Origin of the sequence: Pseudomonas sp. AN3A02, assembly GCF_011765255.1 — a bacterium.
Lineage (GTDB): Bacteria > Pseudomonadota > Gammaproteobacteria > Pseudomonadales > Pseudomonadaceae > Aquipseudomonas.
Window position 1 is genome coordinate 172,855 of the sequence record NZ_JAARNI010000005.1, and the last position, 21,017, is coordinate 193,871.

The following is a 21,017-nucleotide window of genomic DNA, read 5'->3' on the forward strand; positions in this document are numbered from 1 at the left end:
ATCCATCCCCCCAATCTATCGATTTGAGGTCAACCTCACCCTCCCCGACTATGGCGGCACTTCCAATAACAAAAACCAGGAACCCGCCATGACTGCCCGATTCCACAACCCGGTAGACACCCGCTTCGGCTGGGGCTGCCTGCAAGAACTCGCCGTCCTTACCGAAGGCCAGAGCGTCGCCCTCGTGACCTTCCCCGAAGCACGCGGGCTCGGCTTGGTTGACCGCATCCAGGACCTGCTGGGTGAACGCCTGGTGTACGTGATCGAAGACGTGCAGCCCAACCCCGACGTGGCTCAACTGCGCGACACCTACGAGCGTTTCTGGCAGCAGGCCGGTGATTGCCAGGTGGTGGTCGCCGTCGGCGGTGGCAGCGCGATTGATACGGCGAAGGCGTTGATCGTCGGCACCGAATCGGGGGATTTCGACGAGTTGCTGGCGTTGCTGGCCACCGGAAAACCTTTCGTACCGGCGCGTCACAAGCAACTGATTGCCGCACCGACCACCGCCGGCACCGGCAGCGAAGTCACGCCATGGGCGACGATCTGGGATTCCGCGAGCCTCAAGAAGTATTCGCTGCACCTGGACTGCACCTGGCCGAAAGTGGCGATCATCGACCCGCAGTTGATGCTGACGGTGCCGGCCGGAGTCACGGTGTCCACCGGGCTGGATGCCTTGTCCCATGCGCTGGAGTCGATCTGGAACATCAACGCCAACCCGGTCTCGGACACCTTCGCCATCTCCGCCATCGAAGACATCCTGGAATGCCTGCCGCGCTTGCGGCGAGACCTCGGCAATCAAGAACTCCGTTCGCGAATGGCGCTGGCGGCCCTGAAAGCCGGCCTGGCCTTTTCCAATACCAAGACCGCCCTCGCCCACTCCATCTCCTACGAAATGACCTTGCACCACGGCTTGCCCCACGGCATCGCCTGCTCCTTCACCTTACCGCTGGTGCTCGGCCTGGCATGGGGACATGACGCCGCGCGGGACCGCACCCTGCAACGGGTATTCGGTACCGACCTGCACCAGGCCCAGGCGCAGTTGCGCGACTTCCTCCACAGCCTGGACGTGAAGACCGAGTTTGCCGACTACGGCGTGAATGCCAGCGAGGCCGAGGCGATGATCCGCTTCGCCCTGCAAGGCGCACGCGGCAAGAACTTCATCGGCGCGCAAGCGGCCTAGACTCATCGTAATTCAGTCGTTTCCTGTTGCACCTATCAAGAGTGCCCCCCTGCGGCTGCGGTCACCGGGGCGAATAACAATAAGGAAAACATCATGAATCGTGCACACGTGCTGCCTGTTCCTGCCGTCCGTACCTCATCGTTTCGCGTTGCCCAGTGGCGCATGCTGCTGGCCGCGATGTTTTGTTATCTGTTTTTCTACACCGGTCGCCAGACTTTCGGGTTTGCGATCCCCGGGATCCAGGCCGAGTTCGGCCTGACCAAGGAAACCCTCGGCTGGGCCTCGGCCGCGATGCTCTGGGCCTATGCGATTGGCCAGGCCATCAACGGCAACCTCGCCGACAAATTCGGCGGGCGCCGCATCATGACCCTCGGCGCGGTGCTGTCCTGCGGGGCCAACTGGGTCACCAGTTTCGCCAGCGGCTTTGCCGGGTTGATCCTGCCATGGGGCATCAACGGTTACTTCCAGGCCCTCGGTTGGGCGCCCGGCAGCCGGCTGATTTCCAATTGGTGGAGCGCCGGCGAACGCGGCAAGGTGTATGGCTTTTATGTATTCGCCGCCGGATGCGCCTCAGTCCTGTCGTACGTGACCTCGATCGTGGTGCTGGAAGTGCTGCAACTGGAGTGGCGCTGGATCTTCCGCCTGCCGGTGCTGTTGATGTTGGCGGGCGGCATCATTTTCTACCTGGTCGCCCGCGAACGGCCTCAGGACCTGGGCTTTGAACCGTTGGCCGATACCGGCGTGGCCAATGCCGAAGACAAGAATCATGAAGTGGCCCACGGCGAAGTCGAAACCTCGGCGCAGCGCTACAAGGCGGTACTGAAAAACCCCCGACTGATCATCGCCGCCCTCTCCCTGGGCTTCCAGAACGCCGCCCGCTACGGCCTGATCGTCTGGGTGCCGGTGCATTTCCTGGGCGCCAACTGGAAAAGCGGCGACAGCATGATCGACCCCAAGTGGATCACAGTGGCCCTGCCGGTGGGCATGGCCATCGGCGCCCTGAGCAACGGCTGGGTCTCGGACAAGTTGTTCGGCTCCAAACGCTACCTGGCGATCATGCTGTACATGTTCCTCGGCGCCGCCACCAGCCTGTGGATGTGGAGCCTGCCGCCCCACAGCGCAATCGGCCTGGTCGCCTTGTTCCTTTGCGGGTTCTTCGTGTACGGCCCGGCCTCGAGTTTCTGGGCGCTGTGCCCGGACCTGGTGGGTGCCAAACGTGCGGGTACGGCCACGGGCGTGATGAACTTCTCATCCTATCTGTTCGCCGGCCTGGCGGAACCGCTGATCGGCAGTATGCTCGACAGTACCGGCAACACCTCGCTGATCTTCATCGTCGTGACCTCGGCCTGCCTGTGCAGCGCGGTGGTGGCGTTGTTTATCCGACGTTGATGACCGGCCCGGCGGACCTCAGGAACAGGACTTTTTATGTACCAGTACCACAAGTGGCTGCGCTCGTTTCATGCAGTGGCGAAGACCGGCAGTTTCACCCTCGCCGCCGAGTACCTGAGCGTCGGCCAGCCGACGGTCAGCGAGCAGGTCAATGGGCTGGAGAAGCAGTTCTCGGTGGAGCTGTTCCACCGTCGCGGGCGGTTTATCGAGATGAGCGCGGCCGGGCACGCCCTTTACGGAATCACCCAAGGGCTGTTCGGCCAGGAGGATGAAGCCATGCAACTGTTGCAGAGTTTCAAGCAGCGCAAGACCGGGCTGCTGCGCCTGGGCGCGGTGTCGCCGCCGATCGCGATGAACCTGACCTACGAGCTGATGCAGCGCCACCCGGACATCGAACTGGAAACCTCGTTTTCCCCGGAAAAGGAAACCCTGGACCGGCTCTTCAACTTCGATATCGACGTGGCGATCCTGGCCCTCTCGGAATTCGACCAGCGCTTCGATACCCAGCTTTACCGACGCTATCCGATCATTGCAGTGGTGCGCGATGACCATCCATGGGCCCAACAGAAAGAGGTGCACGTGGAACAGATCAGCCGCGAAAAGTGGGTGATGCGCGAGAAAAGCTCACGCACCCGGCAACTGGTGGAAGAAAGCTGCAAGCACCAGGGCGTCGCCGTGAACTGCGTGATGCAGTTGAACAGTCGCGAAGCCATCGTGCATGCGATCACCAAGGGCATCGGCATCGGTTTTGTGTCCGCTGTGGAATACGCCGAAACCCCGGGCACCACGCCAATCACCTTCGTCGACCACCCGTTTTTTATCGACTACCACCTGTGTTGCCTGGGCATCCGGCGCAACCGACCGATGATCGCGGAGTTGTTCGAGGCCAGCCCGATACCGGTGACCTGATCGCCTTACCCGTTTAAACCCTCACCAGGTACTTACCTCTTCTTCGACAGAGGGACGGCCTGCTCACACCTGAAAAATGGAGACTTGCCATGAACTACCAACAACCTTCCAAGCTGCAAGCCGTGGTCCTGGATTGGGCCGGCACCGTCGTCGACTTCGGCTCCTTCGCCCCCACGCAGATTTTTGTCGAGGCATTCGGCGAGTTTGGCGTCGCCGTATCCCTGGAAGAAGCGCGCGGCCCGATGGGCATGGGCAAGTGGGACCACATCCGCACCTTGTGCAACCTGCCGAAGATTGCCGAGCGTTATCGGGCGGTGTTCGATCGCTTGCCGACAGACGCGGATGTCACCGCACTGTATGAACGCTTCATGCCGTTGCAGATCGAGAAAATTGCGCTGCATTCGGCGGTTATTCCCGGCGCCCTTGAGGCGATCAACACCCTGCGCGGCCAGAGTTTGAAGATTGGCTCCTGCTCCGGGTACCCGGCGGTGGTGATGGCCAAGGTAGTCGAGCTGGCGCGGCAGAACGGCTACGTCGCCGACCACGTGGTGGCGACCGACGAAGTGCCCAATGGGCGTCCGCATCCGGCGCAGGCCTTGGCCAACGTGATTGCGTTGGGCATCAGTGACGTGGCCGCGTGCGTGAAAGTCGACGACACCTGGCCCGGGATTCTGGAAGGCCGCAGCGCAGGCATGTGGACAGTCGCGCTGACCTGCTCCGGCAATGCGCTGGGTTTGACCTACGAGCAATACAAGGCCCTGCCCGCTGATGAGCTGGTGCTGGAGCGTGCACGTATTACCCGGATGTTCGAAGGCTCACGGCCACATTACCTGATCGACACCATTGTCGAACTGCCCGCGGTGATCGAAGACATCAATGCGCGTCTGGCGCGCGGGGAAACACCGCAGGGTTCTTGAAGAGGCAACGGGGCGCGACAACGGCGCTGGGATTAACCCCGTATATCGGCAGGAAAAAATTGCGGCAACGTGCAGTCATTCTCGCCTGCGATGCATAAGCTGCTGTCGGGGTCCATGTAGTCCTTGTAGGAGCCTTGGCCGATAAATGCGGCACTGTCGCCATGGCAGTTGGCTCCGTCCGCGCCTTCGTCTGCGCAATACGCAGGCTTACCATCAAACTGGAAAATGATGACCTGATCCGTACCTGGGTTACCGGCGACGGTGTTGCTCGCAAACTGACGAGCAGGTGCGGATGGGGTCACGGCGGCCGGTGCGTTGCGAGCCTTCTCGCGAGCATCGATTTCAGCAACCATCACGTCGAACCGGTTATTCATGCGCTGCACTGACTCACGACCGGCTTTACCCGACTTCTCGAACAGCGCCCAAAGATGAAGCTCGTCATTCGGACCATCGTTCATCGTGAGTGTGTGTTTGCCGTCGGTGATCTGCAGTGCGAGCAAACCGTTGACCTGTGCGGTGCTGCGCAAGAACCGCTTCGGAATGACCGTGAACACCAGCTTGAGTTGCCGACCGTTGCCCACATCGGCCGAAGCTTCAACCAACTTCAGCCCGGTTGCCTGCTCAACACGCATGGCTTCTGGCGTTTGCAAGTACTCGAACTTGATGTTGGAAAGGCTCTTGTTGTCTTCGAGCGCGTCTTCAAGTTCCATCGACATATCGATACCGGTGCGGGCCAACAGGTTGTGCACACGCTCGGGATCCTGCCCGCGGATACCGGTGAAGGGGATGATTTCGTCAGGAGTCAGTTCTTCAACGGCATTGATAGCGTTGTTGGAGAACACGTAAAACGGCAGGTAGAACACCATCGAAATAATGGTGAGGGTGAGCCAGATTCGAAAAAGCGTTCGCATAGTCATCCTTGAGAATTGAGCGGGAAGAGATATCCGCAAACAACAAAGAAGTCATTATGCCATCATTGGGCGCCACAGGGTTGCCAACCATTCCAGCCCTGTCTTTCATTGATTTCATGGAATAAATGCAATGAATCTCCAAACTGATGTTTTCAACGCCCTTACCGACTGCGCCCTTGTTGACAACGAGCCTGTGGCAGTCATGTCGCCTTACATCACCGGGAAAACGCTGCGCAGCTTTCTAAAGAATAGAGGGCCAGCAAAAATTTACACCCTGTTTCACCCGGAGCTGTTTGCAAGCAACAGCTCCGACCTGAAAACCCTCAAAGGCCTTTTGACAGACCAGCATGAGATCTATCAGGTCGCCCAACTGCACGCGAAGGTAATCGTGGTGGGCAACAGAATGGCGACGCTGGGCAGCCAAAACTTCACGACAAACGGCCAGAGAAACAAAGAGCTGAGCATTTCCACCGAGCAACGAACCAAGATAACCGCCATCAAGAAGCAAATCGACCAATGGCAGGTCGGCGCAACGCCTGTGACAAAAGAGCGAATCAAGGCGATGGAAGCCGCGGTGGTAAGCCTGAAGGCCAAATACCAGGACTATAAAAAAGCCTGCGCTGACGTCGCCGATGCTTTTGAAAAGACCGACAACGCGCAGTCCGCCAAAGACGACATCAGCAGTGTCATCGTCAAGTCCATCGCAAAACTTCGCAGTTCGGCGCCCCTTTCTGCCCAAGTGAAAGTCGTTAACTTCAACGATGAAGGTAAAGCAAAACTGTCGCTCTATCCGCCTAAGGACCAGAGTTTCCTGGAGTGGAAAATCGATTCAGAACCCTATTCGCTCGAACCCAAGCAACGCTATTTTTGCGTGCTAGACAGCCAGAAACTTGGGTGGGCAAGGATCAATAAGACACGAATTACTTTCGTCGCCGATGACGTGGTACTGGACGTCGGAGATTTCCCGCTACGCCCGGACTGGAAGATTCATGTGTCGGCCAAACCCAAGGCACGCCGGTACAAAAATGGGCAATCCAACTTGATGCTGAACATCTGCAACGCACAAGACAAAGGGCTTTGTTGCGTCTATATGCGGTTTGACTTCGATTCCGCGCACTCTTTTGCACCTGTGGCTTTTATAGGCGATAACCGCAGCGCTCAAAAAGCTACAGCCAAGGAGCAAGCACAAAGCAAAGCCTGGATACGCGAACACCAGGACCAGTTCGACAAAGAAATCATCAACGTAATTACGACGCCATTCAGGTTTGAAGAGGCATACACCGGTAAACGAGGGGAGTTTTTCGGCAAGCCACAATCCGTCAACACCGTAGAACTGAAGCTTTATCACGACCAGCCATTCCTGGCAGTGAGCGCGGTGGGAAAACGACAGAAATCCTGATTGATTTCGCAGGCTGGGGACGACCACCATTATCGGGGTGCGTCCCGTCAATCCAGTAACGCTGCATCTTTGAGCAACGCGTAGAGCCCTTCCGGCACCAATGGCGACTGCGCAGTAAAGCTTGAACTGTCCTTCCAACTCACCTTGAACGCAAAACCGTTGCTTTCGGCACCGTCGAGGTACGGTTGCTCGTACAGGCTCTGGTCCGCAAATTGGCCATCGTAGACCTGGACGATCTCGTGCCCGGGGTTGCCGTCGTAGGTGAAGATACTTTCAAGCGTGCCGAGCAGCCGCAGGCTGTGAATAGGCTGCGCCAGTTCTTCCTGCACTTCTCGTACGATCGCCTCGGCGCTGTGTTCACCGAATTCGATGCCGCCACCGATGGGACGAAATACTGTCTGCTGTTTCACCGCATCCTGGAATTCGTGAACCAGAATTCGGCCGTTGCGGTGGAAGATGCAGAGCGCGAGCGCCCGGATACGCGGTGCGACCATGGAGTGAAATCCTTGTCTTGGGATCGGTGTTTATTGCGCCTGAAAGGTCGCAAGGTACGCCAGCAAGTTGTCGATCTTCTCCTGATCGCTGATCCCCCAGAAAATCATCCGGGTGCCGCTCACCACCTTTTTCGGCGCCTCGATATAGGCGGCCAGCTTGTCCCGCGTCCAAACCACGCCTGAATTTTTCATCGCATCTGAATACTGATAGTCAGTGGTGGTGCCCGCCGGGCGGCCAATGATGCCGTTGAGCTGCGGCCCGAAACCGCCCCGGGCGTTCTCGCCGACGCTATGGCAACCGCCGCAGGTTTTGCTGAACAGCTTTCCACCGGCTTCGGCATCGCCTTCTGCGACGGCCTGGAGACTGAAGGCCCCACCGATGAAGGCAATGGCCAGTAACGCGGCGTATTTCATGAATGGCTCCCCACAGGTCGTTCGCCCAACCGCTGCACCAGACGCACCAGATAGCCATCCGGGTCTTGCACGATGAATTGCCGTTGGCCCGCCTCCACGTCACCCGCCCGATACCAGACGTCTTCGACCTCGCGGAACAGCGGCCAGCCGATGGCAGCCAGACGCTGCAAGACAGGCGCCACGGCAGGCACATCGATTTGCAGGTTGATGCCTCGTCCCAGAGGTTTTTCCAGAGGTGCGGTCAACCACTGGCCGGCATCCGGATCGTATTGCTCCAGCATGATTTGCGCACCTTGCAGGTCGAGATAGGCAAAGCCTTCTTCGGGGCGCTGATAGGCGATGTCGAATCCCAACTGAGTGACCCAGAAGTCGAGGCTGCTCGTGAGGGCCGTCACGATGAGTTCGGGGACGAGGGGGTTTCGGATAAACATGAGAATCCTTGGGGTGGCTTTTACTTAACACGCGACAACTTGCCACGACATGGCACAGCGACTGCCCGGCACAAAACCGTGACGATACTCCTCACGCAGAGCCTCTGCCAAACGGTGACCCGGCGCCAGGGCAAGCGCTTGCTGAAATCCCAGCCACTGGTAAAACGGGGCATTCCAGGGCACATCGCCAAATGTGGTCAAGGTGACTGCCCGCAACTGGCGCAAACATGCCTCACTCATCACGGCTTCATCGCGCAGCGCATCGTGGCGGATGCCTCACACGGTTAGCAAGCGGGGCGCCCTGCCCTGTCGCAACTTAAAGCTAACCAAATGACCACCCATCGCAAAAAATACATTCAATCGAACCTAATCAACGGCGCCTCACTCCACCTTACTTAACCCGGATGGTGGAGTAAGGATCATGGCTCAGCCATCGATATTGGTGCTGGAAGACGACGAAATCATTCGCTCGTTGATGGTGGATGTACTGGAGGATTTCGGTGCAGTCGTGACGTCATTTCCCTCAGCAGACGAAGGGATGATTTTTCTTGAGCGCACCAGTGACCCGGTGGACCTGATTGTCAGCGATATCCAGATGCCCGGCCTGCTCAATGGCTACGACTTGAGCAAGGTGGTCGCCCATCGCTGGCCGTCACTGCCCGTGCTGCTGACCTCGGGTAACACCGCCATGGCGTCACAACTGGGCAGCACCGTGCGGTTCCTGCCCAAACCGTGGAGTGCGGAGCGTCTGCTCGACTGCGTGCAATCGGCTTTGCTAAAGGGCCCGCCCTTGCACTGATAGCGTCGCGATATCAACTGCAGCGAACTTCGCGGCAGCTCCTGCGGTCAGTTGTTACGCAACCCTACATGGCCAGCAGGCCCCCAGTTCGAGTTTACTGAATGCATTCACAGGTCCATGACGTTGGTGCGCCCCCCGTACTTGAAGCCTTGCGCTCGGGTACAGCTTTACTGCACGTCGCCCTGGAAAAACGCTTGCCGTTTTTCTCTCCGCAACTGGATGATAATGGCTACAGACGCCTGCTTCAGGCGTACTACGGGTTCTACAGCCCTCTGGAAGCAGCGTTGTACGACAGTGGCCTGATCCCCGAGGGATTCGATCAGGTGCTGCGCCTGAAAACGCCCACCTTGTTGACCGATCTCCTCGCCCTTGGCCTGGATGAACCGGCCATCGCCGCCCTTCCCCACTGCTCGTCGCTACCGCCTCTGGACACGCCTGCTGCCTGCCTCGGCGCGCTGTATGTGGTGGAAGGCGCCACCCTGGGCGGGCAAATCCTGCGCCGGGAAATGGCCCAGCGCCTGGGACTGGACGCCGACAACGGTGGCGCGTTTCTCAATGTGTATGGCGCCGAAACCGGTCGGCGCTGGAAAGATTTTCTCGACTACCTGAACCATGTGCCCCTCGACGCGCACGCCAAACTGCGCGCGGTGAATGCTGCCCGCTCAACATTCAGCTGCTTCGAGCAATGGCTCGACAGCCAGGAGGTACTGCTATGAAACCCGAAGATTTTAAAGAACTGCTTGCCAACTGTGCCGACGAACCCATCCGCTTCCCGGGGGCCATCCAGCCTCACGGGGCGCTGCTGACCTTGTCCGAGCCCGACCTGCATATCATGCAGGTCAGTGCCAACGTGGCCGAGCTGTTCAATCATTCGCCGGAATCCCTGCTGGGCCAGCCACTGCACACATTGATCGGCACAGAACATGCCGAAGCGGTCCAGGCGATGGTTACGCAAAACAGCTTCTTCGACGCTCCGCCGCTGCACATGAACCTCAACGGTGGCGAGTTCGAAGGGTTGCTGCACCGCCATCAGGAGGTGCTGGTGCTGGAGTTCGAGCCACGGCTCAAGGACTTCCAGCCACGGGCACTCAATGGCCGAACCAGCAACCTGGGCAAGATGCTGCAACGCCTGCAGTCGGCGAAAACCCTGCAAGCCTTGTATGAAATCAGCGTCAACGAAATCCAGGCCATGACCGGCTACGACCGGGTGCTGATTTATCGCTTCGAGGAAGAAGGCCACGGCCAGGTGATCGCCGAAGCGTCCGCACCGTCCATGGAACTGTTCAACGGCCTGTTCTTCCCCGCCTCCGACATCCCCGAACAAGCCCGGGAGCTGTACCGCACCAACTGGCTGCGGATCATCCCGAATGCCGATTATGAAGCGGTGCCCCTGGTGCCCAGGTTGCGCCCGGACACCGGCCAACCTTTGGACCTGAGCTTCGCTACCCTGCGCAGCGTGTCGCCGATCCACTGCCAGTACATGCAGAACATGGGCGTGCTGTCGTCCATGAGCATTTCCCTGATGGCCGGCGACAAACTGTGGGGCTTGATCAGTTGTGGCAATCGCCAGCCACTGTTGGTACCGAATGATTTGCGCACCGCCTGCCAGACCATTGGCCAGGTGCTGTCCTTGCAGATCAGCGCCATGGAGGCCCTGGACCTGAGCCGCCAGCGCGAAGAAAAGGTCGCGGCCCTGGCCCTGCTCAACCAGGCCATGCAGGCGTCGCCGGCGAACGTCTTCGACGGCCTGGCGCAACGTCCGCAACTGCTGATGGACCTGACCCTGGCGGGCGGCGTGGCGATCATCGAAGACAAACAACTGCACCGCTACGGTAACTGCCCGGAACCCGGACAAATTCGCGCCCTGCACAAGTGGCTGCAAGAGACCGGGCAGCCGGTATTCGCCAGCCATAACCTGGCCTCGGTGTACCCGCCAGCGGCTGACTATCAGCACGTCGCCAGTGGCGTGCTGGCCATGAGTTTGCCCAAACCGGTGGACAACGGCGTGCTGTGGTTTCGCCCTGAAGTGAAGGAAAACATCAACTGGAGCGGCGACCCGAATAAGCCATTGGACCTGGAAAGCACCGACGCTGGCCTGCACCTTCGCCCACGTACCTCGTTTGAAATCTGGAAGGTGGAAATGGCAGGCATTTCCACCAAGTGGAGCCACGGCGACCGCTTCGCCGCCAACGACCTGCGCCGCTCGGCCCTGGAAAATGACCTGGCCCGCCAGGTGCTACGCGAACAGCAAGCCGTGCGCGCCCGGGATGAACTGGTGGCGGTGGTTTCCCACGACCTGCGCAACCCGATGACCGTCATCTCGATGCTCTGCGGCATGATGCAAAAAGCCTTCAGCTCCGATGGCCCACACACCTCGCGGCGGATTTCCTCGGCCATCGACACCATGCAGCAAGCCGCAGCGCGTATGAATGTGCTGCTGGAGGATCTGCTCGACACCTCGAAGATCGAAGCCGGGCGTTATACCGTCAAGCCGGTGGCCCTGGACGTGAGCCAAATGTTCGAAGAGGCGTATTCATTGCTGGCGCCCCTGGCGATGGAAAAGGGTATCGACTTGTCCTTCAACGCCGAGCCCGGACTGCAAATCAACGCCGACCCGGAGCGCCTGTTCCAGGTGCTGTCGAACCTGATCGGCAACGCCATCAAGTTCACACCACGCCAGGGCAATATCGGCATCAGCGCCATGAGTACCAGCGAAGAGATTGTGTTTTCGGTGCGTGATTCCGGCGAAGGGATTGCCCCGGATGAGTTGCCTCATGTGTTTGATCGCTACTGGACCCAAGCCGAAAACAATCCCACCGGCAGCGGCCTTGGGCTGTACATCACCCAGGGCATCGTCCAGGCGCATGGCGGGCGGATCGAGGCTGAAAGTGAGTTGGGCCGAGGCAGTGAGTTTCGGTTTACGGTGCCCAAGCCGGCTTGAAACCACCCATCAATTGAGATGGCGAAGCAAATGGAAACCCGATGGCCCGGAACGTTGGACCAGGCCAAGGCCACTGATCAGGACGCACTCAGAGGGAGTTGAATGCACACACTTCACACCCTATCCAGTGAGAGAAAAACCCATGATCTTTCCAACCATTGGCGGCGCTTTCCATATCCAAACCATCCATCAACCCACTCAATCGCCTCAACCCACTCAACCCGTTCAGCCTGTTCAGCCGGCCCCCAAACCAAACGATGAGCCCTCGCGTAATAGCTCCAACCAACAAAATTCCAAGTCGAATGACGGTAATCTGACCGGCCTGGGAAAAGGCTATCTGCCATGACCGTTTAAGCCTTCCTAAACCGGCAATACCACCACGGCGGCCAACCCGCCGCACGGGCGATTTTCCAGGGTCAGCGTCCCACCGTGTTCCAGCACAATCGCCCGTGCAGTGGAGAGCCCCAAACCGACCCCGCCCGTACTTTTGTTGCGTGAACCTTCCAGGCGAAAAAACGGCAGGAACACCTGTTCGTGCTGCTCCTGCGGAATGCCGGGGCCACGGTCGAGCACCCGCACCGTCACCTGTCCAGGGCTGTGTTGCAGTTCGATTTCCGGTGCGAGCCCATAGTGGATCGCATTGTCCATCAGATTGGTCATCACCCGTTTAAGCCCCAGCGGCCGGCCGAAATAAACCAGCCGCGGCGGGCCGTTGAAGGTGATGTCGATGGACTGGTCGCGGTAGTCGTCGATCAGCGTTTGCAGCAACTCGGCCAAGTCCAGTTGGGTCGCCTGCTCCAGGCGCGCGTCGTCGCGAAAAAACTCCAGAGCGGTGTTGATCATCGCCTGCATCTCGTCGACATCCCGGAACAGGCGGTGCTGCTGGTCGGCATCCTCGATAAATTCGCCCCGCAGGCGCAGGCGGGTCAGCGGTGCACGCAGGTCGTGGGAAATCGCCGCGAGCATCTGGGTGCGGTCCTGGATGAAGTGCTGCAACTGCGCCTGCATGCCGTTGAACGCGAGAATCGCCTGGCGGATTTCATGGGGCCCGACCGGTTCGATGGGTGGCGCACGAAAGTCGGCGCCGAAACGTCGTACACCCTGGGCAAAATGTTGCAGCGGACGGGCCAAACGCCGGGTGGCAATCAACGTGACCAGCGCGGTGGAGATCAGCACCAGCATCAGCACCACAAGGCTTCGCGGGCCTTCCGCCAGCCCCCAACTACGGGACGGCGCGCTGAACATCAGCCAGGACTGGTCAACCAGTTGCACCACCAGGGCATAGTGCCCGCCGGGGCCTGGCCAATCAGATGGCTCATAGGCCTCCATTTGCCGCTCCGGCCCCTTGAGCAGCTGTTTGAACACCTGATCGGAATGAAAACCCGGGTCTTCCAGAATCGGCACATCGATACCTGCGCGGGTGGCCGACCAACTCACGTTGAAACTGTCATCGCCCACCGCCTGTGTCAGTTGTGGCCGCTGGGAAGGCTCTGCGGCTTCGATCATCCGCACGATCACCGCGACTTTTTCCAACAGGCCGGTTTCACCCAACGGCGGCCTGGCCCAAACGCCCGCCAGTTGTACAAACAGCGCGTTGAAGGCCAGTGCGGTGAGCATCGCAATCAGGATAGTCAGGGCAATCCAGCGGGCCACGGTGTCCCGGGGTTTGAAGCGCTTCATGAGCGGGTCACCGCGACGGTGAACTGGTAACCACCGTTACGCACCGTGCGAATCATCGCCGGGCGCTTGGTGTCGAACTCCAGCTTGCGTCGCAGGCGGCTGACCTGCACGTCGATGCTGCGGTCGAACGCGTCGTGGCTATGGCCCCGCGCGAGGTTCAGTAATTGCTCGCGGGTCAGTACGCGCTGAGGGTGTTCGACGAACACCAGCAGCAGGTCGAACTCCCCGGACGACAACGGGATCATCACCTGGTCCGGCGAACGCAACTCCCGGCGTGTCAGGTCCAGTTGCCAACCGGCGAAGCGAATCAGCGGGCGAGACGCATCCCCCAAGGTCGGCCGGCTCTCACCCGCCCGACGCAGCACGGCGCGCACCCGAGCGAGTAATTCACGGGCGTCGAACGGTTTGCTCAGGTAGTCATCGGCGCCCATTTCCAGGCCCACCACGCGATCACTCAACTCGCCCATGGCGGTCAGCATGATCACCGGTGTTGCGTATTGCTGGCGCAGGCGTTGGCACAGCAACAGGCCGTTATCCCCTGGCAGCATCAGGTCGAGGATGATCAGGTCGGCAGGCATGCGCTCCATGGCCGCCCACAGGTCGGAGCCATTGGCGGCGGTCTCGACCGTGTAGCCATGTTGCAGAAAAAATTTCTTCAGCAGGGCGAGGACCTCAAGGTCATCGTCCACGATTAAAAGATGGCTCACCGGTGGGCATCACTTGGTCTTGTGGATGCGCCATCTAAAACCATTCGAGGCGGCTCGTCATATATTTCAATCGTGCAATAAAGCGTCAACGGCGCAATAAAGCAGACATCTTTGCGCAAGCCCCGAATGCAAGCATCGGCCTCCTTTTTCCGGAGACTGTGCTTATGCGCTCGCTGACGTATCCCCAGCACCTGGCTCGCCAGGCCGTGCTGTTGCTGACCGTGTCTTACCTGACAGGCTGCGCAAGCCCGGCCAACGTGGCGAGTACCACACGCTGCGCACAGGTTTCCTACCCGGTGTATGACCCTGCCGAGCCGGTCAACCGGGGCGTCTTCGCCTTCAACCGCGCGGTGGATGACTACGCCCTGGCACCTGTAGCCCGCGGCTACCGATACATGCCGGATTTTTTCCAGCAGGGTGTGCATAACTTCGCCAGCAACTTCAGCGAGCCCAAGGTGTTCATCAACGACCTGCTGCAAGGCAACCCCCGGCGCTCGATTAACACCCTGGGACGGTTTGCGGTGAACACCACCGTGGGGATCGTCGGGTTGATTGATATTTCGGACCCGCTGGGCATTCCTCGCCACACCGCCGACTTCGGCCAGACCTTTGGCGTGTGGGGAATTGGCAACGGGCCGATCGTCGAACTGCCATTGCTCGGCACCGGCAACAGCCGCGATGCGGCGGGCAAAGTCTTGAGCTTCCTGGTGGCACCGCTGGGCGACAGCGATACCGTGCAAACCCTGGGCACCATCAGCCTGGTGGGCGGCACCGTGGATACGCGCGCTTCGTTGCTGCCGTTGACCGACAGCCTGCAAAAGTTGCCGGACTACTACAGCGCCTTGCGTAATGTGGTGGCCGAACACCGCGCGGCCTTTGTGCTGGAGGGCAAGCAGGGGGCGACGTCACCCCGGGCCGATGAGTGCGCGAAGGGAGCCGGCGATGATTTCTGATTCAGGCTCACTGGTGCTAAAGCACCATGTACGTAAACGCGGGACCAACGCCCTGCTCTGCCGGGAAACACGCTTGCAACTCTCTGGTGACCAGAATCGGCTGATCCTCAGTCGCTATGTCGAACACTACAGCCCACAAGGCATGCGCTGGGTTGAGCGCCAACACAGCGTGGCGCTGGCCGACGTCATGCGCTGGCTGATTACCTTGGGAGAAACATCAGTCACGACCCATGAACCCCGTAAGACGGTGGACCTGATAACGTCATAATTTGACGTGAGACGTTTATAGCGAGGCAACCGGGGGATGGGTAGTTTCTCGCTCTCCTTGATAGCGCTGGTTATCAAGGGAGACCCCTCTCTTTTGAAAAAAGGAAAATTGCCATGATCAATGCTATGAACGGCCCCTTCGCACAATTGCACACACTTCCTGCACAAACCGAACAACCTGCACCGGTGCGCAACAAGCGAAGCCTTGAGCCATTTGCCGAAGAGAGAAACACCCTTGACCACATCGGCGCCTCTGCCAGCGACCGGGGTCGTAATAACTCCGGAGGCCTGGACAGCCTAGGCCGCGGCAACCTGCTTTAATTAGACCTGGCCGGAGGGCGGCACCGCCGCCCTCTCACGTTGTTTCTCCTTAACAAAACACTGACATCCACTGCGCTACCCTTCGCGCTTTAACCTTGCCCTGAGCCGTTGCCTTGATGCCTCACCCCGACACACTTCCTGCTGTACTTGCCGGCCCATTGCTGCGACGCCTGGAGCCCCGGCGCCTGCTGATGTGGCTGGTGGGAAGTCGTGCCCTGGCATTGACCCTGAGGCTGCAACCCGCCCAAGGCGAGAGGCTGGATATCGAACTGGACGCCAGCCGCTGCCAGGTCGTGCCTGTCGGGCGCCAGGCTTTTATCCACTTGATCGACGTGCCGCTGGCCGACGCCCTGCCCCAGGACGTGAGCATCGGCTACGACCTGCTGGTAAACGGAGCCGGCATCGCCGAGTGGGCACCGCACCTGCTCTACCCGGGCGCCCAAACCCCGAACTTCGTCCTGCACAGCCGCATCCACCAATTGGTACACGGCTCATGCCGTAAGCCCCACCACCGTGCCGAAGAAGGTTTGCTGTGTGTTGACCGACTGCTGGCCGAGTCGACCACGGTCGAAGAACGCCCAGCCTTGTTGATGATGAGCGGCGACCAGGTCTATGCCGACGATGTCGCGGGGCCAATGCTGCGCGCCATTCATGCGCTGATCACACGCCTCGGCCTGTTCGACGAACACCTCGACGGTGCCGTCGTCGACAACAGCGCTGCACTCTATGAGCATGCCGCCAGCTACTACCATCGAGCCGATCTGTTGCCCGCCCTGGAGAGCAACGAGACCCTGCGCGAGCGGTTTTTTGGTGGCGTGAAGAAGCCGATTTTCACCAGCAGCAGCGCCGACAACCACCTGGTGAGCTTCGCCGAAGTCATGGCGATGTACTTGCTCGCCTGGTCACCCGTGTCGTGGGGCCTGATCAACCCGCAAGCGCCGCAACTGCGCGCCGAAGGGCACGTACGCTACGCCCACGAGCAAGTGCAGATCGACAAGTTTCGGGACGGCCTGGGTGGCGTGGCCAGGGTTATGGCCCACCTTTCGTGCCTGATGATCTTCGATGATCATGACATCACCGACGACTGGAACCTCAGCGCCCAATGGGAAGAAACGGCCTACGGCCATCCGTTCTCCAAGCGCATCATCGGCAACTCGCTGCTGGCTTACATGCTGTGCCAGGGCTGGGGCAATAACCCGGATGTGTTTGACACAGTAATAGGCAAAACCCTGGCCCTGACCACGCAAACCCATGGCAACTACCTGGATGCTGATGCGCAGGATGAGCTGGTAGACGACCTGCTGAAATTCCAGCAATGGCATTACGTGCTGCCCACCACGCCCGCGCTGGTAGTACTCGACACCCGCACCCGGCGCTGGCGCAGTGAGTTCAACCTCAAGCAACCGTCCGGACTGCTGGACTGGGAAGCCTTGAGCGAACTGCAACAGGAACTGCTGGACCACCCTTCGGCGATCATCGTCTCACCGGCGCCGATCTTCGGCGTCAAGCTGATCGAGACCGTGCAGAAAGCCTTCAGCTGGTGCGGCTACCCGCTGCTGGTAGACGCGGAAAACTGGATGGCCCATCGCGGCGCGGCGCAGGTGATCCTCAACATCTTTCGCCATTCCCGCACCCCGGGCAATTACGTGATCCTGTCCGGAGACGTGCACTACTCGTTCGTCTACGAAGTGCTGATCCGCCACCGCAACGCCGGCCCAAAGATCTGGCAGATCACCAGCAGCGGCATCAAGAACGAATTCCCACCGCGTCTGCTGGAATGGTTCGACCGCCTCAATCGCTGGCTCTACTCGCCCCGCTCGCCGTTGAACTGGCTGACACGACGCAGACCCATGCAGGTAGTTCCGCATATTCCGGAACACGCCGAGGCGGGTGAGCGGCTGTGGAACGCTGCAGGGATCGGGCAGGTGTTTTTTAACCAGCAAGGGCAGCCTGAGGCGATCTATCAACACAATGCCAATGGTGCGCCGAAGACGAGGATGGTGCCGCCAAATTAAAGGCTGCCTCCTAACAAATAGTGGCCTTGAGCCACACCCTCGACTAGACCAAAGCACCCCTTTCTAAGCGCCAAAGCGCCGTTGTACAGTACCGTCAGCCACGGAGTATCGGCGTCAACAGTAACTGGCCATGAGAGCCAGCCCCACGCAAGGAGTGCGCAATGGACGATACATCCGGCCAAGAACCCTCAAGGAGCGACTTTACCGACCTCAACGCCGACATGCTGCACGCCATCATGGAGCTGGTCAGCGATGGGATCTGGGACTGGAACGCCAACAGCGGGTTCGTCTACCGCAACCCCGGCTGGTACGAAATGCTCGGGTACGCCCATCACTCCCTGGAAAACAGCGTATTCACCTGGGAAAACGTGATTCATCCCGAGGACTACCCTCAGGTGATGGTGCTGTTCGATAACTACATCAACCGCCGCACCACTCACTATCAAGCCGAATACCGCTGCCGCAAGAAAGACGGCTCCTACTTGTGGATCGAAGACCGTGGCTACGTGATCTCACGGAACGACGACGGCTCGGTAGCACGCATGGTCGGCGCCCACCGCAGCATCCAGGCACGCAAACAGTCCATCGAACAGTTGGAACGACGCAATCAATCCCTCGAAGCCCTGGTGGCCGAACGCACCCGCGAGCTGTCGCGGGTCAATCAACAACTGCAGTTGCAACTGGATGAGAACCGCTCCCTGGCAGAGCGTGACGCCCTGACCCGTGTGGCCAATCGTTACCGCCTGGAGCGTGCCCTGCTGGAAGAATGCGATCGCGCCCAACGATTTCGCCTGCCGCTGTCGCTGATTGCCATGGACGTTGATGACTTTAAGCCGATCAACGACCAGCACGGCCACGCCGTCGGTGATGAAACCCTGGTGCATGTGGTGCAATGCCTGGAAGCCTGCTTGCGCCACGGCGACTTGCTGGCCCGCTGGGGCGGTGATGAGTTCATGGTGATTGTGCCCAAAAGCACGTTGGAAACCGCGCGGGAACTGGCCGAGCGGATGCGCTGTGTGCTCAAGGAGCTGCCCGCCGTGGGCAATTTCAAAGTAACGCTGAGCCTGGGCGTGGTGGAGCGGCGCAACGAAGAATCACCCACGAGCCTGATGGCCAGGGCCGATCAGGCGTTGTATCGCTCCAAGGCGGCGGGCAAGGACACCGTGTCTGAGTAAACCTTCAGCGAACCGGCGGCGCGTACTGGATGCCGCCGTTGCTCCACAGCGCATTCAGGCCACGCTTGATCTTCAGCACACTGCCCTGGCCGATGTTGCGCTCGAACACTTCGCTGTAGTTGCCCACTTGCTTGACGATCTGCACCACCCAGTCCTTGCGCAGTTTCAAGTCCTTGCCGTAGTCACCGTCTGCGCCCAGCAGACGGGCGACGTCCGGATTCTTGGTGGACTTGGCCTGCTCTTCGACGTTCTGCGAGGTGATGCCCATTTCCTCGGCGTTGAGCATGGCGAACAACGTCCACTTGACGATGCTGAACCACTCGTCGTCGCCCTTGCGCACCAACGGGCCCAGCGGCTCCTTGGAAATGACTTCCGGTAACACCACGAATTCATCCGGGTGAGCCATCTTGATTCGCTGGGCGTACAGGCCCGACTGGTCGGTGGTCAGCACGTCGCAGCGGCCGGCCTCCAGGCCCTTGGCGCTTTCGTCGGCGGTGTCGAAGGTGATCGGCGTGTACTTCAGGCCGTTGGAGCGGAAGTAGTCCGAGACGTTCAGCTCGGTGGTGGTGCCGGCCTGGATGCAGATGGTCGCGCCGTCCAGGTCTTTGGCGCTCTTCACACCGAGCTTGGTGTTCACCAGAAAGCCGATGCCGTCGTAGTAGGTCACGCCGGTGAATACCATGCCCATGCCGGCGTCGCGGGAACTGGTCCAGGTAGTGTTGCGGGAAATCAGGTCGATCTCGCCAGACTGCAACGCGGTGAAGCGTTCCTTGGCGGTCAACTGGCTGAACTTCACTTTCGACGCGTCACCAAACAGCGCGGCGGCGACGGCGTGGCACACATCCACATCGATGCCGGTCATCTTGCCGTTGGCGTCCGGCACGCCAAAACCCGGTAAACCATCGCTGACCCCACACTGGATAAAACCCTTCTTCTGGATCGCATCCAGGGTCGCCCCCGCCTGCGCGCTCCCGGCCAACCCCAATACTGCGGCGGCGGTGAATGCCGCCAACGTGGACTTCATATTCTTCATGCAAGGCGCTCCCTGTCGGTCTTTATTATTCGGCGCCAAAAACCCGCGCCGTTTATAGTGTTGCCGGTCAGTATCAACGGCTTTACACCTTGGCCACAAACGACGTTTAGGCAAAGGCTCCTTCCGATTTGGAATGAACTTGGCTATTTGAAAGGATCTGCGATCCCGTGATTTCGAAACGCTTGACCCCTTCGATGACTGCCCTGCAGTGCTTCGAAGCCGCCGCCCGCCACTTGAGCTTTACCCGCGCCGCCGAAGAGCTGCACCTGACCCAGAGTGCGGTGAGCAAGCAAGTGGCGCAGCTGGAAGAGATGCTCTGCCACCCGTTGTTCCAGCGAGTGCGCCAGCGTTTGTACCTGTCGCCGGCAGGCTCGCTGTACCTGGAGGAAGTACGCAAGATCCTCAACCAAGTGGATATTTCCAGCCGCTACATCCTGACCTATGGCGGCGAAACCGAAGTGCTGCGCATTGCCACACAGCCGACCTTCGGTGACCGCTGGCTGGTGCCCAAGCTCAAGGATTTTGCCGCGCGCCATCCCAATATCCACCTGGACGTGCGCAATGAACTGGAGCCGTTCGACGTGTTGCAGGCCAAGGCCGACATCGCGTTCTTCTTCGGCCAGGGATCGTGGCCGGGAGCGACCTGCATCGAGTTGTTTCGCGAAGCCGTGGTACCGGTGTGCGCACCCGGGTTTGTTGCCGCAGGCAGCGACGCCTCGTCCCGCCACACGTTGCTGCAATGCACCTCGCGTCCCGAAGCCTGGCACGAGTGGTTTCTGGAACAAGGCCTGCATTCACAAAACAGCTACCACGGGCCGCGCTTCGACACGTTCTACATGTGCATTCGCGCGGCGCAATCGGGGTACGGCGTGGCGTTAGTGCCGCAGTATCTGGTGGCCGAGGAATTGGCGAACGGCAGCCTGATGATCCCTTGGGATTACGCGATGCCCAGCGCCGGCGCGCACTTTATCGCCCATGCCGAACATGCCGGGGGGATTCCAAAAGTGCAGGCGTTTTTGAGCTGGATGGTGGAGTACACCACAGCACATCCCGACTTTTAATAATGACCCGGCGACTTTATT

The 21,017-nt window shown here is 59.8% G+C and carries 21 protein-coding genes; 14 read left to right on the forward strand and 7 right to left on the reverse strand.

Annotated features, from left to right (window positions below; genetic code table 11):
* Positions 1-88: 88 nt before the first annotated feature.
* From psrA to phnX, 4 genes are all read left to right on the forward strand, one after another.
* Positions 89-1,180, forward strand: coding sequence for an iron-containing alcohol dehydrogenase PsrA (gene psrA / locus HBJ59_RS20160; protein WP_167664545.1), 1,092 nt, complete (start codon positions 89-91; stop codon positions 1,178-1,180).
* Positions 1,181-1,273: 93 nt separating this feature from the next.
* Positions 1,274-2,569 (forward strand): MFS transporter, encoded by a 1,296-nt coding sequence (locus HBJ59_RS20165; protein ID WP_167664546.1) that lies wholly within the window; start codon positions 1,274-1,276, stop codon positions 2,567-2,569.
* A 36-nt stretch (positions 2,570-2,605) separates the two neighbouring features.
* Positions 2,606-3,478 carry a LysR substrate-binding domain-containing protein gene (locus HBJ59_RS20170; protein WP_167664547.1) on the forward strand — a complete coding sequence of 291 codons (873 nt, stop codon included), beginning with the start codon at positions 2,606-2,608 and terminating at the stop codon, positions 3,476-3,478.
* Positions 3,479-3,567: 89 nt separating this feature from the next.
* A complete protein-coding gene (gene phnX, locus HBJ59_RS20175) occupies positions 3,568-4,395 on the forward strand; it encodes a phosphonoacetaldehyde hydrolase (RefSeq protein WP_167664548.1) in 828 nt (275 codons plus the stop codon).
* A 32-nt stretch (positions 4,396-4,427) separates the two neighbouring features.
* Here phnX and HBJ59_RS20180 read toward each other — a convergent pair whose 3' ends face one another.
* Positions 4,428-5,306 (reverse strand): hypothetical protein, encoded by an 879-nt coding sequence (locus HBJ59_RS20180; protein WP_167664549.1) that lies wholly within the window; start codon positions 5,304-5,306, stop codon positions 4,428-4,430.
* Between the two features lie 130 nt (positions 5,307-5,436).
* Between HBJ59_RS20180 and HBJ59_RS20185 the strand changes: the two genes are divergently transcribed.
* Positions 5,437-6,705: a phospholipase D-like domain-containing protein gene (locus HBJ59_RS20185; RefSeq protein ID WP_076017568.1), complete on the forward strand. Its 1,269-nt coding sequence runs from the start codon at positions 5,437-5,439 to the stop codon at positions 6,703-6,705.
* 47 nt (positions 6,706-6,752) lie between these two features.
* Here HBJ59_RS20185 and HBJ59_RS20190 read toward each other — a convergent pair whose 3' ends face one another.
* The 3 genes from HBJ59_RS20190 to HBJ59_RS20200 are packed head-to-tail and all read right to left on the reverse strand — an operon-like array spanning position 6,753 to position 8,044.
* Positions 6,753-7,199 carry an NUDIX hydrolase gene (locus HBJ59_RS20190; protein ID WP_167664550.1) on the reverse strand — a complete coding sequence of 149 codons (447 nt, stop codon included), beginning with the start codon at positions 7,197-7,199 and terminating at the stop codon, positions 6,753-6,755.
* 30 nt (positions 7,200-7,229) lie between these two features.
* Positions 7,230-7,613, reverse strand: a complete 384-nt coding sequence (locus tag HBJ59_RS20195) for a cytochrome c family protein (RefSeq protein WP_167664551.1) — start codon at positions 7,611-7,613, stop codon at positions 7,230-7,232.
* On the reverse strand, positions 7,610-8,044 hold the full coding sequence (locus tag HBJ59_RS20200) for a VOC family protein (protein ID WP_167664552.1): 435 nt from the start codon (positions 8,042-8,044) through the stop codon (positions 7,610-7,612). The genes HBJ59_RS20195 and HBJ59_RS20200 overlap by 4 nt, the downstream gene beginning before the upstream one ends.
* Before the next feature lie 421 nt (positions 8,045-8,465).
* Here HBJ59_RS20200 and HBJ59_RS20205 point away from each other — a divergent pair, with 421 nt between their 5' ends.
* From HBJ59_RS20205 to HBJ59_RS20220, 3 genes are all read left to right on the forward strand, one after another.
* Positions 8,466-8,843, forward strand: coding sequence for a response regulator (locus HBJ59_RS20205; RefSeq protein ID WP_076017572.1), 378 nt, complete (start codon positions 8,466-8,468; stop codon positions 8,841-8,843).
* Positions 8,844-8,944: 101 nt separating this feature from the next.
* Positions 8,945-9,559: a biliverdin-producing heme oxygenase gene (locus HBJ59_RS20215; protein ID WP_167664554.1), complete on the forward strand. Its 615-nt coding sequence runs from the start codon at positions 8,945-8,947 to the stop codon at positions 9,557-9,559.
* Positions 9,556-11,784, forward strand: coding sequence for an ATP-binding protein (locus HBJ59_RS20220; protein WP_167664555.1), 2,229 nt, complete (start codon positions 9,556-9,558; stop codon positions 11,782-11,784). Before HBJ59_RS20215 ends, HBJ59_RS20220 begins: the two co-directional genes overlap by 4 nt.
* 360 nt (positions 11,785-12,144) lie before the next feature.
* On the opposite strand, the gene HBJ59_RS20225 is transcribed toward HBJ59_RS20220, so the two are convergent.
* Entirely contained in the window at positions 12,145-13,464 is a 1,320-nt protein-coding gene (locus tag HBJ59_RS20225) for an ATP-binding protein (RefSeq protein WP_167664556.1), read from the reverse strand.
* Positions 13,461-14,171 carry a response regulator gene (locus HBJ59_RS20230; RefSeq protein WP_167664557.1) on the reverse strand — a complete coding sequence of 237 codons (711 nt, stop codon included), beginning with the start codon at positions 14,169-14,171 and terminating at the stop codon, positions 13,461-13,463. Before HBJ59_RS20230 ends, HBJ59_RS20225 begins: the two co-directional genes overlap by 4 nt.
* Positions 14,172-14,335: 164 nt before the next feature.
* On the opposite strand from HBJ59_RS20230, the gene HBJ59_RS20235 reads away from it, so the two are divergent.
* The 5 genes from HBJ59_RS20235 (at position 14,336) to HBJ59_RS20255 (ending at position 18,902) form a co-directional block, all read left to right on the forward strand.
* Positions 14,336-15,124, forward strand: coding sequence for a VacJ family lipoprotein (locus HBJ59_RS20235; protein WP_167664558.1), 789 nt, complete (start codon positions 14,336-14,338; stop codon positions 15,122-15,124).
* A complete protein-coding gene (locus tag HBJ59_RS20240; RefSeq protein ID WP_076017578.1) occupies positions 15,114-15,392 on the forward strand; it encodes a hypothetical protein in 279 nt (92 codons plus the stop codon). Before HBJ59_RS20235 ends, HBJ59_RS20240 begins: the two co-directional genes overlap by 11 nt.
* A 113-nt stretch (positions 15,393-15,505) precedes the next feature.
* The gene (locus HBJ59_RS20245) at positions 15,506-15,712 is read left to right on the forward strand and encodes a hypothetical protein (protein WP_076017579.1); all 207 of its coding nucleotides are present in this window, start codon (positions 15,506-15,508) and stop codon (positions 15,710-15,712) included.
* A gap of 116 nt (positions 15,713-15,828) precedes the next feature.
* Entirely contained in the window at positions 15,829-17,727 is a 1,899-nt protein-coding gene (locus HBJ59_RS20250; protein ID WP_167664559.1) for an alkaline phosphatase D family protein, read from the forward strand.
* Positions 17,728-17,888: 161 nt separating this feature from the next.
* Positions 17,889-18,902: a sensor domain-containing diguanylate cyclase gene (locus HBJ59_RS20255; protein WP_167664560.1), complete on the forward strand. Its 1,014-nt coding sequence runs from the start codon at positions 17,889-17,891 to the stop codon at positions 18,900-18,902.
* Between the two features lie 4 nt (positions 18,903-18,906).
* Here HBJ59_RS20255 and HBJ59_RS20260 read toward each other — a convergent pair whose 3' ends face one another.
* Positions 18,907-19,935, reverse strand: coding sequence for an amino acid ABC transporter substrate-binding protein (locus HBJ59_RS20260; protein ID WP_076017582.1), 1,029 nt, complete (start codon positions 19,933-19,935; stop codon positions 18,907-18,909).
* A 194-nt stretch (positions 19,936-20,129) separates the two neighbouring features.
* On the opposite strand from HBJ59_RS20260, the gene HBJ59_RS20265 reads away from it, so the two are divergent.
* Positions 20,130-20,996: a LysR substrate-binding domain-containing protein gene (locus HBJ59_RS20265; protein WP_218585910.1), complete on the forward strand. Its 867-nt coding sequence runs from the start codon at positions 20,130-20,132 to the stop codon at positions 20,994-20,996.
* The last annotated feature ends 21 nt before the right edge of the window (positions 20,997-21,017 follow it).

Excerpts from the sequence above, each read along its gene's own strand:
- HBJ59_RS20190 (WP_167664550.1), bottom strand. The coding sequence starts at position 7,199 with ATGGTCGCACCGCGTATCCGGGCGCTCGCGCTCTGCATCTTCCACCGC.
- HBJ59_RS20260 (WP_076017582.1), bottom strand. The coding sequence starts at position 19,935 with ATGAAGAATATGAAGTCCACGTTGGCGGCATTCACCGCCGCCGCAGTA.
- HBJ59_RS20195 (WP_167664551.1), bottom strand. The coding sequence starts at position 7,613 with ATGAAATACGCCGCGTTACTGGCCATTGCCTTCATCGGTGGGGCCTTC.
- HBJ59_RS20205 (WP_076017572.1), top strand. The coding sequence starts at position 8,466 with ATGGCTCAGCCATCGATATTGGTGCTGGAAGACGACGAAATCATTCGC.
- HBJ59_RS20170 (WP_167664547.1), top strand. The coding sequence starts at position 2,606 with ATGTACCAGTACCACAAGTGGCTGCGCTCGTTTCATGCAGTGGCGAAG.
- HBJ59_RS20165 (WP_167664546.1), top strand. The coding sequence starts at position 1,274 with ATGAATCGTGCACACGTGCTGCCTGTTCCTGCCGTCCGTACCTCATCG.
- psrA (WP_167664545.1), top strand. The coding sequence starts at position 89 with ATGACTGCCCGATTCCACAACCCGGTAGACACCCGCTTCGGCTGGGGC.
- HBJ59_RS20245 (WP_076017579.1), top strand. The coding sequence starts at position 15,506 with ATGATCAATGCTATGAACGGCCCCTTCGCACAATTGCACACACTTCCT.
- HBJ59_RS20220 (WP_167664555.1), top strand. The coding sequence starts at position 9,556 with ATGAAACCCGAAGATTTTAAAGAACTGCTTGCCAACTGTGCCGACGAA.
- HBJ59_RS20185 (WP_076017568.1), top strand. The coding sequence starts at position 5,437 with ATGAATCTCCAAACTGATGTTTTCAACGCCCTTACCGACTGCGCCCTT.
- HBJ59_RS20240 (WP_076017578.1), top strand. The coding sequence starts at position 15,114 with ATGATTTCTGATTCAGGCTCACTGGTGCTAAAGCACCATGTACGTAAA.
- phnX (WP_167664548.1), top strand. The coding sequence starts at position 3,568 with ATGAACTACCAACAACCTTCCAAGCTGCAAGCCGTGGTCCTGGATTGG.
- HBJ59_RS20180 (WP_167664549.1), bottom strand. The coding sequence starts at position 5,306 with ATGCGAACGCTTTTTCGAATCTGGCTCACCCTCACCATTATTTCGATG.
- HBJ59_RS20255 (WP_167664560.1), top strand. The coding sequence starts at position 17,889 with ATGGACGATACATCCGGCCAAGAACCCTCAAGGAGCGACTTTACCGAC.
- HBJ59_RS20250 (WP_167664559.1), top strand. The coding sequence starts at position 15,829 with ATGCCTCACCCCGACACACTTCCTGCTGTACTTGCCGGCCCATTGCTG.
- HBJ59_RS20265 (WP_218585910.1), top strand. The coding sequence starts at position 20,130 with ATGACTGCCCTGCAGTGCTTCGAAGCCGCCGCCCGCCACTTGAGCTTT.
- HBJ59_RS20225 (WP_167664556.1), bottom strand. The coding sequence starts at position 13,464 with ATGAAGCGCTTCAAACCCCGGGACACCGTGGCCCGCTGGATTGCCCTG.
- HBJ59_RS20235 (WP_167664558.1), top strand. The coding sequence starts at position 14,336 with ATGCGCTCGCTGACGTATCCCCAGCACCTGGCTCGCCAGGCCGTGCTG.
- HBJ59_RS20200 (WP_167664552.1), bottom strand. The coding sequence starts at position 8,044 with ATGTTTATCCGAAACCCCCTCGTCCCCGAACTCATCGTGACGGCCCTC.
- HBJ59_RS20215 (WP_167664554.1), top strand. The coding sequence starts at position 8,945 with ATGCATTCACAGGTCCATGACGTTGGTGCGCCCCCCGTACTTGAAGCC.